At 61.1% G+C, this 15824-nt stretch carries 13 protein-coding genes; 3 read left to right on the top strand and 10 right to left on the bottom strand.

The features are described from left to right. Positions 1 to 7: 7 nt before the first annotated feature. Positions 8 to 1303 carry an MFS transporter gene (locus BUB04_RS02015; RefSeq protein WP_178371876.1) on the top strand — a complete coding sequence of 432 codons (1296 nt, stop codon included), beginning with the start codon at positions 8 to 10 and terminating at the stop codon, positions 1301 to 1303. Positions 1304 to 1793: 490 nt separating this feature from the next. Here BUB04_RS02015 and BUB04_RS02010 read toward each other — a convergent pair whose 3' ends face one another. Genes BUB04_RS02010 through amrB form a run of 3 tightly spaced genes read right to left on the bottom strand, consistent with a single transcriptional unit; the run spans position 1794 to position 3808 of the window. Next, on the bottom strand, positions 1794 to 2342 hold the full coding sequence (locus BUB04_RS02010; RefSeq protein ID WP_073036450.1) for a hypothetical protein: 549 nt from the start codon (positions 2340 to 2342) through the stop codon (positions 1794 to 1796). Positions 2343 to 2379: 37 nt separating this feature from the next. Then, positions 2380 to 2949 (bottom strand): AmmeMemoRadiSam system protein A, encoded by a 570-nt coding sequence (gene amrA / locus BUB04_RS02005; protein ID WP_073036448.1) that lies wholly within the window; start codon positions 2947 to 2949, stop codon positions 2380 to 2382. Between the two features lie 10 nt (positions 2950 to 2959). Continuing rightward, positions 2960 to 3808 (bottom strand): AmmeMemoRadiSam system protein B, encoded by an 849-nt coding sequence (gene amrB / locus BUB04_RS02000; RefSeq protein WP_073036446.1) that lies wholly within the window; start codon positions 3806 to 3808, stop codon positions 2960 to 2962. 135 nt (positions 3809 to 3943) lie between these two features. Between amrB and BUB04_RS01995 the strand changes: the two genes are divergently transcribed. After that, positions 3944 to 4708 (top strand): RNA methyltransferase, encoded by a 765-nt coding sequence (locus tag BUB04_RS01995; protein ID WP_073036444.1) that lies wholly within the window; start codon positions 3944 to 3946, stop codon positions 4706 to 4708. A gap of 426 nt (positions 4709 to 5134) precedes the next feature. Then, positions 5135 to 5638, top strand: coding sequence for a hypothetical protein (locus BUB04_RS01990; protein WP_073036442.1), 504 nt, complete (start codon positions 5135 to 5137; stop codon positions 5636 to 5638). A gap of 47 nt (positions 5639 to 5685) precedes the next feature. On the opposite strand, the gene BUB04_RS01985 is transcribed toward BUB04_RS01990, so the two are convergent. The 7 genes from BUB04_RS01985 to rplS form a co-directional block, all read right to left on the bottom strand. Beyond that, entirely contained in the window at positions 5686 to 6603 is a 918-nt protein-coding gene (locus tag BUB04_RS01985; protein ID WP_073036440.1) for a GGDEF domain-containing response regulator, read from the bottom strand. 21 nt (positions 6604 to 6624) lie between these two features. Next, on the bottom strand, positions 6625 to 10164 hold the full coding sequence (locus BUB04_RS01980; RefSeq protein WP_073036438.1) for a response regulator: 3540 nt from the start codon (positions 10162 to 10164) through the stop codon (positions 6625 to 6627). A 322-nt stretch (positions 10165 to 10486) separates the two neighbouring features. Further along, on the bottom strand, positions 10487 to 12991 hold the full coding sequence (locus tag BUB04_RS01975; RefSeq protein WP_073036435.1) for a DUF3536 domain-containing protein: 2505 nt from the start codon (positions 12989 to 12991) through the stop codon (positions 10487 to 10489). Continuing rightward, entirely contained in the window at positions 12975 to 13874 is a 900-nt protein-coding gene (gene rsmI, locus BUB04_RS01970) for a 16S rRNA (cytidine(1402)-2'-O)-methyltransferase (protein ID WP_073036433.1), read from the bottom strand. Before rsmI ends, BUB04_RS01975 begins: the two co-directional genes overlap by 17 nt. 19 nt (positions 13875 to 13893) lie before the next feature. Continuing rightward, positions 13894 to 14268 (bottom strand): YraN family protein, encoded by a 375-nt coding sequence (locus tag BUB04_RS01965; RefSeq protein WP_073036512.1) that lies wholly within the window; start codon positions 14266 to 14268, stop codon positions 13894 to 13896. A gap of 500 nt (positions 14269 to 14768) precedes the next feature. After that, positions 14769 to 15422 carry a ribonuclease HII gene (gene rnhB / locus BUB04_RS01960; RefSeq protein WP_143156314.1) on the bottom strand — a complete coding sequence of 218 codons (654 nt, stop codon included), beginning with the start codon at positions 15420 to 15422 and terminating at the stop codon, positions 14769 to 14771. Continuing rightward, positions 15422 to 15769, bottom strand: coding sequence for a 50S ribosomal protein L19 (gene rplS, locus BUB04_RS01955; RefSeq protein ID WP_073036431.1), 348 nt, complete (start codon positions 15767 to 15769; stop codon positions 15422 to 15424). Before rplS ends, rnhB begins: the two co-directional genes overlap by 1 nt. Positions 15770 to 15824 lie beyond the last annotated feature (55 nt).

Here is a 15824-nt window from a genome sequence, read left to right as displayed (position 1 = left end):
GGTGTCCTTGTCTCTGCTCCGCAGGCTCTTTCCCACGGACCGGGCTCAACGGGCCTGGTGTTTGTACGATTGGGCCAATTCCGCCTTCGCCACCAGCGTCCTCGCCGTCTTCCTTCCCGTCTATTTCGCCAAGGTCGTGGTTCCTCCCGACGGCGTGACCTTGCCGATCCTCGGCCTGGCATGGCACACGGGAGCCTCTTCCTTGTGGGCCTACACGGTGTCCCTGTCCGTGTTGCTGGTCGCCGTCTCCGCCCCCTTGGTGGGAAGGGTTGCCGATGAAAAGGCGTCGCGCAAGGGATTTCTTCTCCTTTGCGTCGCAGCGGGCGCCTCGGCCACCGCGTTCCTAGCCGCATGCGGTCCGGGAGACGTCTTCCGAACCCTGGCCACCTTTATGGCGGCTTACGTGGCTTTCAGTACATCCGAAATTTTTTACAATTCCTACCTGCCTCACATCGCGGTGGCGTCGGCGCGGGATTGGCTGTCCGGCCTGGGGTACGCCTACGGCTATGTGGGCGGAGGGCTTCTTCTGGCCGTGCACCTCTGGGCCCTGGCCCACCCCACACTATTGGGGCTGGAAGACTCGGCTGCCGCGATCCGCGTCTTTTTCCTTTCGGTGGGAATCTGGTGGGCCGTCTTTTCCGTGCCTTGCGCCTTATGGCTTCCCAAGGGGATCCGAAGGGTGCGCGAGGACGATTCCCACCCGCCCCATCTCTTCTCCAGGGAATTCTGGGCCGTCTACCGGGAGATCGCCGCCTTTCCCGGGGCTCTTCTCATGGTGTGTGCCTACTTCTTTTTCAACAACGGCATCCAAACCGTCATCGCCATGGCATCCATGTACGGGGCCACCGCCCTGAAGCTGGAAACGGGGGATATCGCCCTGGCCTTTCTCATCACCCAGGCGGTGGCCTTTCCCGGCGCGCTCCTGCTCAGCCGACTCGCGGAAAGTCACGGCACGAAGCGCGTCCTGCTCGTCTCCATCGGTCTGTGGTGCCTTATCGTCCTGGCCGCCTACAAGGTGGATACCGCGGCGCAGTTTCAAGGGCTCGCCGCCTGCGTGGGCTTCGTTCTGGGCGGCAGCCAGGCCCTCAGCCGCTCGCTTTTCAGCCGCCTCATTCCGCGGGAGCGAAGCTCCCAGTTTTTCGGGTTTTTCGCCGTGGGGGGCAAGTTTTCCGCCCTTCTGGGCCCGTTTTTCTTCGGCCTGGTGCAGGACCTGACGGAAGAGCCGCGGTCGGCCATCCTCAGTGTTCTCTTTTTCTTCCTCGCGGGCCTTGTCCTCATGTGGCGGGTCCCGGAAGATGACTGAGCGGGTGTCCACCCGATCGTCTCGAGGCCTCACGCTTTTGCGCACCCCGAAGCGTACAACCGAGCTGGAAGTTTGTCCGAAAGTGCTAAGGGCGGCCTCCTTTTCGTAGCGCAGCCCTTCAGGGCTGCGAAGGAATCTCAGGACATCGGATGGGCTATCGGATTCGGCCCGTTACTTCATGGGGTTACCATGACCCTTTTCCGCGGGGCTGAAGCCCCGCGGCTACAAAAAAAAACGGAAATTCCCTGGGCTCTTGCGTCGGAAACCCGCTCTCGGACAGGCTTCTCGGCGGGATCCCGGTCTCTAGGAGGCTGTCCGAAAACTCGCTCAACCGTCACTCCCGCGCAAGCGGGAGTCCATAATTTGCTGAAAATTCTGGATCCCCGCTTCCGCGGGGATGACGATTGTGCGTTGAATGATGGAAATCAGTCATTCTCGGACAGGCTCCTAGGGGCAAAGGATCGTCCCTAAAGGCCTTTCGCGCTCCTTTTCAGGATTTTTCCCCGCTTTGCACCCGGGCCCGAAAAGCTTCGATGGCTTCCGGAATGAGCCGCCGCACGAAGGACGAGCGGTCCGCTTCGAAGGTCTGGAGGAATTCCTGGTAGCGGGGATGCCTTTCGGTGAGGGCGGGGGTTTCGTTCTGCCTGTGAGCGAATCGCTCATCGAATGCTTCGATGAGCTCCAGGATGGGAACCCGGGCGGCCTCGTCGTCCTCGACCCACCCCAATCGCTGCATGCATTCAAAGCGGATTCTGTCCAGAAGGAACAAGGCCCGATCTATCACGCGGATCTTTTGCTGAGGCGGAAGATTATCGAGATTCGCCTTTTCCTCACCCGTGAGGACGGCCAGAATCACCGATTGGATCGCCACGTGGGCCGCTTCCCCCGTTTGGACCAACGCTGCCAGGACGTGATCCGGCAAGTCCCGGATGGTCGTCTTTTCGTCGAAGGTCCCTCCGAAGCGCCGCTCCCAAAGTCGGAAGGCCCTGCGCGCCTGGACCTTCTTACGACCTTCGTCCAGTGCTATCACTTGTGCCACGATCCGTCTCCCTCCCCGTCCCGCTTTTCCGAATGCGTCAAAAGATGTCCGCCGAGAAGCGGTAGATTTCCACCCCGCCGCGGCGCCACGCATCCTCCGGCAGGCCCGCCTTCTTGCAAGTCCAGGAAAGAAACTGCTCCTTGTCCCAGCCGTGTTCCACCGCCACCTGGGGGAGCAGAAGCCCGCTGTGGAACCCCTTGCGCACCACCAGCCCGTGACGGCCAATTTCAAAGTCCATGGGATCCGTGATGCGTTCCAAAGGCGTGAGCGCCGAGATCTCCAGATCCACCTCCTCCAATTCGTCCGCGTCGAGAGGCGGAAAGCGCGGGTCCGAAAGCGCCGCCTGCACGGCGGCATCCCGGACGGTTTCCCACAGGGGCTTATGTCCTTCCACATATCCGATGCAGCCCCGAAGGGCGCCCTTTTTGTGCAAGGTGACGAAGGCTCCGCGTTTCTCGGTCAGCTTTTCCGAAGGGAGATGGAGAGCGGCGGGTTCGGCACCCAGAAGCTTGTGTCGCAATGCCTGGTAGGCGATCTTTTTTAATTCCCGTTTTTCTCCTTCCGAAAGCCCCAGATCCACACCCGCTCGCCTTTTCTCATCCGTCATTGCCGTCCTCCTATAGGGATGCCTCGCCTCCCTCATCCACCAGGGCCGCGGCCATGTAGCCCACCACTCCGCGCGTATCTCCCGTGACGTCCCCGGAATTGGCATAATGGAGCACCCGGGCCCGGGTGGCTCCCAAGGCCCGGGCGGCACACAGGGTCGTCACCATGGGGCCGGCCCCGCAGGCTTCGCATTCGCGTTTTTGAAGGGCCGCATGAAGGGATTCGGGATCGAAGCGCTCCACCAATTCCAACACCCTCCCGTCCAGGCGCCTGGCTTCTTCGTAACTGTAGTAATGGGAAAGATCGGTGCTGGCCACCAGCAGGACATGGCGCTCACCGATCACCTGGGTCAAGGCCTGTGCGATGGCCCGGCAGTCCTCGTAGCTCACGTCGCCCAGCAGGATGGGCGTGAGCCGAAAGTCCTTCAAGACCACCTGGAGGAAGGGCAGCTGAATTTCGAGGGAATGCTCCTGGGCGTGAGCCTGGGGCACGTAGGAAAAGAGGTCTCTTTTCTCCAAAAGCGCGTCCACCAGCTCCCGGTCCAACGGCACCACGCCCAAAGGCGTCCGGTAACCGCCCAGGTGGTAGATGCTGGCGCCGTTGAAATAGGCCCGGTGGCTGGGTGCCAGGACCACCACCCGGGAAAAAGGCTTCCCTTCCAGAAGCTTGTAGGCGTGCGCCGCCACGGGGCCGGAATAGATGTACCCGGCGTGGGGTGCGATGAGTCCCACCAGCCGCCCGCGCAAGTCCGGCACACGCGCCCGGGAAAGATAGGCGCGTATCTCCCGCGTCAGTCTCTCCGGATGGCCCGGGTACCACGTTCCCGCAATCACCGATTCTCGGATCTTTTCGCCCGCCATGCCAACCCCCTCAAGCCTCGGTCCACACGACCTTGCATCCTTCCCGGGGAACCCTATAATGGCCCACCGACAGGAGAAGGAATTTCCAATGAGCGACCACCGCCTCGGGGCCGTGGCCGAAGGAGAAACTCCGCTATGGAAAACCGCGCCAATCTGGACAACATCACCATCGTCCTCCATCGACCCCATTTCCCGGAAAATATAGGAGCTGCCGCTCGGGCCGCCAAGAACATGGGCATCCACCGGCTGGTGGTGGTGGATCCGCTCGACTGTGATCTCACCCGCATGCTCAAGATGGCCACCCATGCCGCCGAAGACGTCATCGGCCAGATGGAGGTATATGACGACCTTCGCGAGGCGCTGGCACCCTACCAGTATATCATCGGCACCACGGCTCGAACAGGATCCCACCGCCGCACGGTTCTCGATCCCCGACAGGTGGCGGAAAAGGTCGTGGATCTAAGCCGGAACAACCAGATAGCGGTTCTTTTCGGTCCGGAAAACCGCGGCCTCGCCAACCGGGAACTCAAGTACTGCCACTGCCTGGTCACCATCCCCACCTCGGACGCCTTCAGCTCGCTTAACCTGGCGCAAGCGGTGATGGTGATGGCCTACGAAATCTTTCGTGCCGGCGCCGCCGTGCCCGAGACATTCACGCCCAAGCTGGCTTCCAGCTATGAGCTGGAGGCCATGTACGACCACCTGAAGGAGACTCTCACGAAGATCCACTTCGTCAACCCCGAAAACCCCGACTACTGGATGCAGAGTCTCCGACGCTTCTTCAGCAGAATCGGCCTGCAGGCAAGAGAAGTCAAGATCATCCGCGGGATTTGCCGCCAGATCGACTGGTACTGCGACCAGCGCCTTACCGGACCGTCGGCTCCCGATTCCGAACGGTAACGAGCACTTGGAGGGCGGGGCCGGGTCGTGATTTGCCCTGACCGCCTGCCCTTCACGACCCCACACGGAGATGGAACGGCCCAATCCGGGTAGGAGACAACCCGCAAGGAGGTTATCCGAAAACGATTGGTTTGCGCCGTTCAACGCCCATTCGTCATCACCGCGAAGCTTGTCCCCGGCTTGAACGGGGAGCGGGGAGCCTGGATTTCCGGTAAGTCATGGACTCCCGCTTGCGCGGGAGTGACGGTTGGCGGGCTTGTCGGACAGTCTCCAAGGAAGGCGTGGAGACGCAGTGGGTTTCGATGACGAAACGCGCCTCCGGCTCGGATCCTGTGATTGTGTTTGACTTGGCCCGAAGCCTTGACTAGATTTGGCCCGTCTGAGAAACCCTTCTTCCCCTCTCCCATGGCTAGACGGAGGTTCATCATGCAGGGCGCAACAGGTGAGCAGGTGGTGGTGTCGGGCATCAACCGCGGACTTCTCAAGAAGGGTTCCATCGCCCTTCTCGTCCTCATTGTTCTAGGGGCCTTGGTCCTTTTCTCCACGCCGGCGCGCTACTATTTCCGCGCGGAACAGGGCGGCCTCAGTCTCTGCAAGGGAAGGCTCTGGGGATTCATCGGCTCCGCCGTGGAAGGCTACGGTCACATTCCGGTAGCCGCTCCGGAAGCCCGGGAGCTGGTGGGGAAGGCCTATGACACGGTGGAAGAGGCCCTGAGCGAGCTTCGCCCCATCGTGGAGCGAGCCGCCAAGGAAGGGCTTGCCGCCGTGGCCGAACAGGAAAAGGCTTTGGCCGAAGCCTATCGGACGGTGCTTCCCAATGTGCAGGGTGCCTTGCTCCTGGGCGTGACCGATTATGAGACCCGCGCGGACGCCATGGCCCGCTGGATGGAGGTGGTGACAGGCAAAGCGGGGTCACGCCGGACCCATTAGCTGATCAGGGTCCGATTTCCCCCATACTGTCTTCCTTCCAAGGAATTTCATGCGGTCGTGCCCGCCCTGCAGACGCGGTCACGGCCGCTTCTTTTTGCTTCGTACAGCGCTTCGTCCGCTGCCTGGATGAGGGCGTCGACGGCGCACGCCCCTTTACCGGCGGCGGTACCCGCGCTCAGGGTCACTTTGATCTGAGCCCCGTCGGCTGAGATGACATGGGTGCCGACGGCCTTGCGTATCCTTTCCGCGACGCCGACGACGATATCCTCATCGGCCTTGGGCAAAATAACGAGGAACTCCTCCCCTCCGAAACGCCCCACCACATCATAGGAGCGGACCACGGACTTCATGATCTCCGCGGTTTTACGCAAGACAATGTCTCCGGCAAGATGTCCATAAGTGTCGTTGATCTTCTTGAAATGGTCGATGTCGATCATGATCAGCCCCAAGGGGAGTCCTTCCCGCCTACTGCGGTCCAGCTCCTCCTCCAGCCGTCCGATCGTGGCGCCTCGGTTGTAGACTCCTGTCAAAGGATCTCGTGTTGCCTGGTAGTGGAGTGCCTCTTTGGCTTCCACCAGTTCTTTGTGCAGCTTGATGATGCGCCTGCCGATGCCGACCCGGACCTGCAACTCGCTGGGGTCGAAGGGTTTGACCATGTAATCGTCCGCACCCGCTTCAAGGCCGGAGATGATCTCCTCCCGCGATGTCTTGGCGGTGAGCAGGATGAGGTAAAGGTACCTGTCGTTGGTGGACAGCTCCTCGCGGGCGCGCCGACAGATGTCCACCCCGTCGATTCCGGGCATAACCCAGTCCAAGATGGCCATGCGGGGGGCATCCTCCGAGCTCAAGATGGCCCACGCTTCATCCCCGCTGGCAGCCGTGACGGTCCCATACCCCCATCGACGCAGCATGGCGGTCAGCATTTTCCTGGTGGTGGCATCATCATCTGCCAGGAGAATTTCCATGGTATCGTTCCTTGTCGGTACTTAGAAACTGGAGGCTTCCGTATCTGATCCGAGATCTTTGACGTACAGTTCGAGTCTTTCCGCTTCCCTCTGGATCACCTTGAGCCCCGTTTCGGCTCGTTCCACGTCTCCATCCTTGGCTGCATGTTCCACCTCCAAAGCACAATGGCTGAGGGCCTTGGCGGAGACATTGGCGGCAGATCCCTTCAACGTGTGGGCAGCCCTTTTCATGTTTTCCATGTCCCCCTGCTTGAGCGCCGTTTCCATTTCTTTGATCCTGGAGGGCAACTCCGTCACGAATTCGCGCAGGATTTCCCAAGCCAGCTCCATGTCCCCAGCCAACCGATCCACCAGTTCATCCCAATCCAATACCTGACGTTTTTCCGCGCCGCTCCCGAGAGTCCTGGAAGAGGTGGCCTGGACTTGCACACTCTTGCGCGCACTTCCTGCCCGCAGGCTTCTGACCCGCTTGGTCTGCCTCCCGATGGCAGCCTGCAGCTCCTCCGGCCGGATAGGCTTGGCCACATAATCATCCATTCCAGCTTCCAGGCAGCGCTCGCGGTCGCCGACCAGGGCGTGAGCCGTCATTGCGATAATGGGGATCCGGTGATCCAGCACTTTGGAAGACTTGTCCCTGATGATGCGGGTCGTTTCAAAACCATCCATCTCGGGCATCTGCACGTCCACAAGGAGCAAATCGAACATTTCCTGCTCAAGACGCTCAATGGCTTCCCGTCCGTTGTTAACCACCTCCGCTTCATAGCCCAGTTTGCGCAGACAACCCAGGGCCACTTTCTGGTTTATGGGATTGTCTTCCGCCAAAAGGATCTTTATTCCCAGTTTCCAGGCGGCTTCCGCAAGCACTTCGGGATGGCCCGCTTGGTCCTCCACCCTGCGGCATACTCCCGCGCTCAGAGCGCTCATCAGAGCGGCGTACAGCTTAGAGTATCGCACGGGCTTGCACAGGTGCCCCTGGATGCCCAACGTCGTTATAAAATGATCCGCGTCGCCCTGGGAGATAATCGGGGTCAGCAGGACAACCTTTGTGGCCGCACACCGGGGATCGCTCCTGAGCTCCCGGACAAACGTCTCACAATCCATATCCGGCAGGTCCCGGTCGACCAGAATCAGGTCGAATCCTCCCGTTGCCTCGCCGGTGCCCGCACGAAGCTTATGCAGAGCCGTTTGGCCGCTCCCGGCTTCATCGAAGCCGAAGCCCCAAGATCGGAGCATTTCTATAAGTGCCAGTCGGGATGTGGAGCTCGCATCGGCGACCAGGATCCGGCACCCACCTGAATCGAATCCCTCCGGCACCTCGAGAGCGTTGTCCTCCACGAGAGAGTCCCCTTTTTGGAACACCGCCGTGAACCAGAACGTGGACCCCTTCCCCTCTTCGCTTTCCACACCGATCTGACCGTTCATGAGCTCGGCCAGCTTCTTGCTTATGGCCAATCCCAATCCCGTTCCTCCGTACTTACGGGTGACGGAGGAGTCAGCCTGGGCAAAGGACTGGAATATGATGCCCATGCGTTCCCTCGGTATCCCGATGCCGGTGTCTTCCACCGCAATATGGAGCTTCACCCCCTCTTCCCATTGCTCCACCTGGCTGACCCGCACAAACACTTCGCCGGATTCCGTGAACTTGATGGCATTGCCCACCAGATTCATCAGAATCTGCCGAAAGCGAGCCGGATCTCCCTGAAGCGCTAAAGGCACATCACGATGGATGAGGCACGCGATTTCGAGGCCCTTCTCCTGGGCGCGAACCGCCAGAGTCTCCATCACATCTTCCACGGTGTCGCGCAGAATGAAAGGCACCGACTCCAGCTCGATCCTGCCGGCTTCGATCTTGGAAAAATCGAGGATGTCGTTGATGATGTCGAGAAGAGCCTCGCTGCTTCTTTGGATGATCTCCACGTATTCTTTCTGCAAGGGGGTCAGATTCGTATCCATCAGCAGCCGGCCCATGCCGATGATGCCGTTCATGGGCGTGCGGATCTCGTGACTCATGTTCGCGAGGAATTGGCTCTTGGCTTGGTTTGCCACTTCGGCCTCCACCGCCAGGCGGTTTGCGTGGGCAATGGCCCCCTCGAGCTGCTCGTTGGTATCTTCCAGGGTCGCCAAGGCCTGCCGAAGTTCTCGTTCCACCTTTTTACGGTCGGTGATGTCCACCGCTGTACAAATGACCAGCTCCACATGCCCGTCGTCACCGCACTTGGGCGTTCGGGTGACCGCCAGTAGGCGATCCTCTCCTTCTGCGTTCCGATGCCACTCCTCGGTGCGAATCGTACGGGCCTCGGAAAACACCTGTTCGTTGACGGCGACGGCCTGACGCACAGCATCCGGGTCTTGCCATTGGTCCAGACAGCTGCCCGCGATCACCCCCACCTCGGCTCCCGCGAACGTCGCGAAGGCCTTGTTCACCGTTCCCAACGTAGTCGGGTTGACCAGATACCAAACCTGTGCGTCCACGTTGTCCAGGAGCAGCTCCAACTCTTCGGTCTTTACCTGAAGCTGAGCCTTCCGCTTGCCGATGGTACGGCTCATCCGCTCGATGGCTTCCGCAACCGTGTCCAGCTCCTCTATGCCCGACCTTGAAAAGGATGGGATCTCCTCAAAATGTCCCAGTGTCACGTATCCCAGGGTGTCGGCGATGTTGCGCAACGGCATGATCACGGCGGCGTTGAGCCTTCTTTTCGCGGCGAGTACCGCCACGGCCAGGAAGAACGCGAGGGAGGCCATGGTGATCCCTGCGATCATAGCCATCTGTATGGCAAGCTCCCGCAAGGGGGTGCCGGCGACGACACACCAACCGGTCAGCGACACAGGCGTTGCCGCCGCCAAATACCATGTTCCATCAATGTCCAGGACTCCCGATTCAATCTGCCCGTCCGATCGCAAATTGCGGAGAATGGACAATTGGCTCAAGTCGCGCTGCCGCCTGGTGGCGTTGGGATCGGGGTGCGCCAGAAGCGTCCCATAGCGGTCGGTCACGAACGCGAATCCCCCTCCACCCTCCGCTGTCAGGGAATCCACCTGGTCCTGGAGGACGGAGATGTCCAGTTCCCCCACAATGATCCCGCCCGAAAGCAAAGCTCTCGCTATATTGACCGTCAGCTTCCCGGTGTGCCAGGAAAGGTAGGGCGCCGAGATGCGGACCAGTTCCGTCGGATCTTGCAGTACCTGCCGGACTTGGGCCAGGTACTCCTTCTCGCCCGGCACTCCCGGCACGGAGCGGATGACGGTCCCGCGGCTGTCGATCCAAAGGATGCGATCGAAGTAAGGCATTGATAAATATACTTTTTCCAAGAACGGAACGATGATGGCAGGATCCGGATAGGTGAACAAGGTTAGAGGCTTGAGGCTGTCCGAAGCCTGGGTGACATGATTTTCAATGGACAGGGCCATGCTCTTGGCCGTCAGCACTTGGGAGCGCAGGGCCATCCTGTACTGGAAGTACCCCGCCACGGACAAGCCGAGCGCCAGGAGGAGGGCTACGGCACCGCAGATTCTCGGGATCATATAGCTCCACAAAACCTGGTCAAGGCGCCGCACACGCATTCCTACCCCTCCAACGCCTCGGCCCCGACCTGTCGACCCATGCAGGGTTCCATCAACGTCAACCATATGATCTCCACCGCTACCGGGATGCTCCTTCTCCGGATGGACACTGCAATGCGCCGGACACTCCACGCCCAATGATCGATCCGATCCCAAGCCACTCCCACTTTCTCTCCTAGTAATCGGCGCGGAGGATCAATCGCTTTAGATCTTCCTCGGCGAGGCCTTCCTCGTGGAGCGGGGATTCGTCCATGGCAAACCAGTCAGAAAAGAAAGCGGTCCACCCCGGGAAGGAATGCGTGGAGGTCCAGGACAACCGCATTTAAGGATGGAAGGCGTCCAAGAAGCGACAGTGCAGAAGGCGATCCACCGACCGGAGCCTAGCCAGTTGGGGATCGAAACGGCGGGCCCAACGGGCCAGACCGGGAGAGCCGGCGAGGGCGTACCAGTTCGTAGTGACCCACCAGTCCCTAGGGGACACGTGCAGGACATCGGCGATTGCGGCGAGCTGCAAAACCGTTTCAATATGACGGCTCTCGCCTGTCGCCGCCTCGATCATCTTCTTGTTCATGGCCCGAATGAGACATCGCGTGGCTTGCGACAGCTCCGTGAGCAAGCCCCAACTGGAAAAGGCGTCCCGCAATGCCCCCAACCGGGCCATCACCATTCGGTACCGAAAGTCCCCGTTGTCCGCCTGCATCTCCACGGCATCGTCTCCGACTCCCGTTAGAAAGGACTGGAACACTTCCACGACCTCTTGCTCCAGAACCCTCCGGATAGAATCCTGCACATCGGCCGGAAGCTCGATCCCCCACTGGCGAAGTGACCAGAGCAGGGACTTGTTGGCGTAAAAATACCGTTTTTGAAACTCGGTGTAGAAGGCCAGAGAATCCTGGGCCAGATGGCGAGCGATCCGAAGACGCGGCTCCTCCAGGATGTCCGATAACGACAGGCTGTCTTCGCCCAGCACCTCGTCCATCGCGCGCACCAGGCCGGAAGTCCCTTCTTCCGCACCCCCCTTGAGGGCATGCAGCAGTCGATCCCAGTCCCGGTCTGATTCGGGCACGGCGGTGGAACATCGGAAGTCAAGCCCCCCAAAATGGACCAGGGCCAGTAAGACCTTCTCCCGTCGCCCGGTTCTCCGGTCCGTTACGCTTCCGCACCACGCTTGGCATGGAACGGGATGTTCGGACACGGTGATCTGCTGTTCAGGCAAGTAAGAAAAGCTGTGGATGCGGACCCGGCATTCCGCCTTGAGGGCCATGCCTTCCATGGCGATACTGGCCGCCACCAGGCATGCCGAGACCGCCTGGGGCTTGACCCATGTGCGGTAGACGTCCGCTCCGGTCCCGTATTCGCGAACGTTGCTCTCGGCCTTTTCCAGCCTTGCCGCAAAATCGGGTTCCAAATCGGGGCCGCCGGTCCGGCGCAGAAGCTCCAGGGCCCGGCAGGCGTGGGACAAGATGATGCGCGTTTCGATGCCGCTCACGTCGTCGAAAAACCACCCGCAGGACGTGAACATGTAGAGGGCCGCCCTTTGCATTTCCAGGAGCTCCAAAAGAAGGAGCCGTTCCTCGGCGTTCAGCTCCCGCCTCTGGTGCCTTTGAATAAAGGGTCGCGTTTCCCCTTCCCTGTCCAGGACCACGCGAAGGTAGTCGTTTCGAGCCGCCCAAGGATCGCGCACCAGACGGTCCAGGGCCGCCTCAAAATGAGCCGCCAGCCGATCCGCCAGCCAGTTCAAGGCTTCCCGCAGCGGCTCCCGCCATTTTTGGTTCCACCGCGGGTGCGCGCCCGTGCTGCACCCGCAGTCCGTGTGCCAGCGCCCCACTCCATGGGCGCAGCTCCACGCCGTGTTGGGGACGATCTCCACTTCCGCGCGGATGGGAAAGCGTTCCAGGAAAGCCGAGTAGGGAATCGCTCGGATCTCTTGGTCCGTCTCCAGCGCTTGAAAGGCTGCCGCCAGCGCCATGTCGCCGAACTTGAAGTGGTGCCCGTACGATTCGCCGTCGGTCGCCGCGTGGACCAGCCAGGGTTCCCCTTCCTGCGCCTGGCTTCGCCGGAAGGCATCCTGGACCGCCGCCAGCAGTTTGGAGCTGTGTTCCAGCAGGCGCTCGAAGGCGATGCCCCGGGCGATGGCCCCGTCGTAGAAGAAGATCGCCAGATCTTTTCCGTTGGAGCACCGGTAGCGGTACGCACGACCCGTGGGAATGGACCCGTCCGATGCCTCCCGCCACGGATCGTCTCGGTCCACGAAGCGCCAGCGGGCCGCTTGATGAGGGGCCAGGATCGTAAAGCGAAGGCCCTTTTCCGCCATGATGTCCAGGGTTTCGGGATCCACGGCCGTTTCGGGCAGCCACATGCCTTCCGGGAGTCTTCCGAAGCGGTGACGAAAATCCTCTATTCCCCAGACGATCTGGGTTTCCTTGTCCCTGCGGTTGGCCAGGGGAAGGATCATGTGGTTGTACGCCTGGGCCAGGGCGTTTCCCGACCCCCAACGCTCCACGTTTCGCCTGTCGGCCTCCACCAGCTTGTCCACAACCCAGGGCTCGTTGGCCGAGAGCCAATGGAGGAGCGTGGGCCCGAAATTAAAGCTCAGATCTTCGTAGTTGTTACGGAGCCGGAGGACACGGTTCTTGTCGTCCACGAGGCGCGCGGCGGCGTTGGGCCGGTAGCATTCCTTGGTGATCCTGCGGTTCCAGTCGTGGTCCGGTTCCGCACTGGGCTCCCGCCCTACGGCCTCCAACCAGGGATTCTCCCTGGGAGGCTGATAGAAATGCCCATGCAGGCAGAGAAAACGCGTGCCTTTGGTCTCAGCTGCTTTTTCCATGGCCCCTTCTCCACCTCTCGTCCCCGGCCGGCCTTTCAGAGGTTTCCAGCATTTGCAGTCCGGTCTGGTACACCTGCCTGCGTCGCACGCCGAAGCGCTCACATACTCGCTCCACGGCCGTTTTCAGGCGGACGCCCTCCACCAATAGCAGCCTTTCCAACTCTTCCCTCCAAAGGTCGTCATCCGCCTCGTCCCTGTCCTTTTCGGGAGCGCCTTCCACCACCAGGCTGATCTCGCCACGCACCCCCTCCCGGAAGTAATCCATGGCCTCGCGGATGGTGCCCCGGAAGACCTCCTCGTGCATCTTGGTCAGTTCCCGGGCCACGGCGACCCTGCGATCGCCCCAATAGGCGAGAACATCCTGAAGCGTTCGCAGGAGTCGCCCTGGCGCTTCGTAAAGGATGCGGGTCATGGGAAGATCGGCGTAGGACTCGAAAAACCGCCTCCGCCGGGCACCCTTGGGGGGGGCGAAGCCCAGGAACGCGAAAGGATGCGTGGGAAGGCCGGAAATCACCAGGGCGGCCACCGCCGCACTGGGCCCGGGGATGGCCGCCACCCGGATGTGACGTTCCAGGGCCATGGCCACCAGTTCCCAGCCGGGGTCCGAGATGGAAGGGGTCCCCGCATCGGTCACGACGGCCAGATCCTCTCCCCTTTCCAGCCGGTCCACCAGCCGTTCCATCTTTTCGGCGGAACTGTGGGCGTGGCAGCTCACCAGCGGCGTGTGGATATCGTAGCGCGACAGGAGCTTTCTCGTATGGCGTGTGTCTTCGGCGGCGATGACCGCCACCCGCCGGAGCACCTCCAGGGCCCGAAGCGTGATGTCTTCGAGATTCCCGATGGGTGTGGCCACCACAAAGAGCGTTCCCTTCCGTTCCGTCACGGCGATTCACCTTTCTGTTTCACACCGCGCCGTCGGCGTCGAAGGCATTGGGGATCCACGATACGTCCGGTCGTCCCTCGTTCCAGTGGACAACCACCACATCGAAGCGCACCGACACTCCCTGGAGGCTTCTGGATTTCAGATACCAGAGGGCAAGTTGGACGATCTTTTTCCGTTTGGCAAACGTGACGGATTCCTGCGCCCTTCCCCAACGCCGACTCCTGTGGGAGCGCACCTCCACGAAGACGACCTGCTGGCCGTCCTGGGCCACGAGGTCCAGCTCCCCCAGGGCGCAGCGGACGTTTCGGTCCAGAACGCGCAGTCCTTGCCGCCTCAAATAATCTTCGGCCGCCGCTTCGCTTTCGCGTCCCGTCTTTTTTCTGTCGTCCGCCATCCGTCCGCGTCTTCCGGGAAGGTTAAAGTCCTCGTCCGATTCCAAAGGGCGCGGGGCCATTGTCAACGCCCCGGACGGAAATTTTATCACAGGCGCGTCCTTCGGCGTGTGCAAAGAAAAGGGGTGGCAGGAGCGTGTCTGAAAATGATTAACCTGCATCACGGATGGCCCGTGGCAACGAAGGATGAAACGCACCTTTGGTAACCACGCCCCTGTAGGGGCGAATAATCATTCGCCCCTACAGAGCGAGCGCACGAGCGGAACGAGATCCCGTTCCATGTAAACCCCATCACGCCGGGCGAGACAACAAAGGCTGAACATCTCGTAGTTACGGCAGGTTACAGAGCTTTTCATATAAATTTGCCCCTTCCAACGCCCATTCGTCATCCCCGCAAAGCTTGTCCCCAGCTTGAACGAGGAGCGGGGATCCAGAATTTCCAGTAAGCTATGGACTCCCGCTTGCGCGGGAGTGACGGTTTGCGGAGTTCTCGGACAGGCTCCTAGCGGGCCCGGGGGGATTCTACCAGCTCTCGAACGCCCTTGAAGGAAAGACGATGGGCGGGACAGGGGCCGTGGCGAAGCAGGGCCTCCCGGTGCGCGCGGGTGGGATAGCCCTTGTGTTCTTTGAAGCCGTACTGCGGGTAACGTTCGTCCAGTTCATCCATCAGTCGATCCCGGTGGACCTTGGCCACGATGGAAGCCGCCCCGATGCTGAGACTGAGAGCATCTCCTTTGGGAATGCCTTTATGGGGGATATCCACGGGAAGGGCGTAAGGGCCGTCCACCAGGATGAAATCGGGCTGGGGTCTTAGGGCTTGCAGGGCTCGCACCATGGCTCGAAAGGTGGCCTGCAGGATGTTCAAGCGATCGATCTCCGCGGGTTCCGCGCAGCCGACGCCCACGCTCACCGCCTCCCGGTAAACGGCCTCCACCAGCCGCTGGCGCTGCAACGCCGTGAGTTTTTTCGAATCGGTCACCCCGGGGAGGTTGGGGGCTTCCGGCAGAAGCACCGCGGCAGCCACCACCGGACCCGCCAAGGGGCCTCGACCCGCCTCGTCCACTCCCGCCACATAAAAAAAGCCCCGCCGGCGGGCTCGGCGCTCCAGGCGGAGGCCGTCTTCCGGCGGGGCTTGAAACAGGGTCCGTTGTTGCACTAACGGCGCTCCTTGATGCGGGCGGCCTTGCCCACGCGATCGCGCAGGTAGTAGAGGCGGCTTCGGCGCACGCGGCCCCGACGGACCACTTCCACCCGATCGATCTGCGGGGAGTGATAGGGGAAGATCCGTTCCACGCCCACGCCGTAGGACATCTTGCGAACCGTGAAGGTGGCGCCGATTCCGCCGCGATTGCAGCGGATGACCACGCCCTCGAAGACCTGGATCCGCTCCTTGTCCCCTTCGCGGATCTTCACGTGCACCTTTACGGTATCTCCAGGGCGAAAGGCGGGAATGTCCACCCGCATGAAGTCTCGTTCAATGTTTTGGATCATGTTGAAGCCCATCTTCTTCCTCCAAAATGTCTAGCCTATCTTCAAAAGAAAGCGGGAGCCGTCTTTT

Origin of the sequence: Desulfacinum infernum DSM 9756 (genome assembly GCF_900129305.1) — a bacterium.
Classification (GTDB): domain Bacteria; phylum Desulfobacterota; class Syntrophobacteria; order Syntrophobacterales; family DSM-9756; genus Desulfacinum; species Desulfacinum infernum.
This window is presented reverse-complemented; position numbering and strand designations above follow the sequence as displayed.

Excerpts from the sequence above, each read along its gene's own strand:
- BUB04_RS01975 (WP_073036435.1), bottom strand. The coding sequence starts at position 12,991 with ATGGAAAAAGCAGCTGAGACCAAAGGCACGCGTTTTCTCTGCCTGCAT.
- amrA (WP_073036448.1), bottom strand. The coding sequence starts at position 2,949 with ATGACGGATGAGAAAAGGCGAGCGGGTGTGGATCTGGGGCTTTCGGAA.
- BUB04_RS01965 (WP_073036512.1), bottom strand. The coding sequence starts at position 14,268 with ATGGCGGACGACAGAAAAAAGACGGGACGCGAAAGCGAAGCGGCGGCC.
- BUB04_RS01985 (WP_073036440.1), bottom strand. The coding sequence starts at position 6,603 with ATGGAAATTCTCCTGGCAGATGATGATGCCACCACCAGGAAAATGCTG.
- BUB04_RS01990 (WP_073036442.1), top strand. The coding sequence starts at position 5,135 with ATGCAGGGCGCAACAGGTGAGCAGGTGGTGGTGTCGGGCATCAACCGC.
- rplS (WP_073036431.1), bottom strand. The coding sequence starts at position 15,769 with ATGGGCTTCAACATGATCCAAAACATTGAACGAGACTTCATGCGGGTG.
- BUB04_RS01980 (WP_073036438.1), bottom strand. The coding sequence starts at position 10,164 with ATGCGTGTGCGGCGCCTTGACCAGGTTTTGTGGAGCTATATGATCCCG.
- amrB (WP_073036446.1), bottom strand. The coding sequence starts at position 3,808 with ATGGCGGGCGAAAAGATCCGAGAATCGGTGATTGCGGGAACGTGGTAC.
- BUB04_RS01995 (WP_073036444.1), top strand. The coding sequence starts at position 3,944 with ATGGAAAACCGCGCCAATCTGGACAACATCACCATCGTCCTCCATCGA.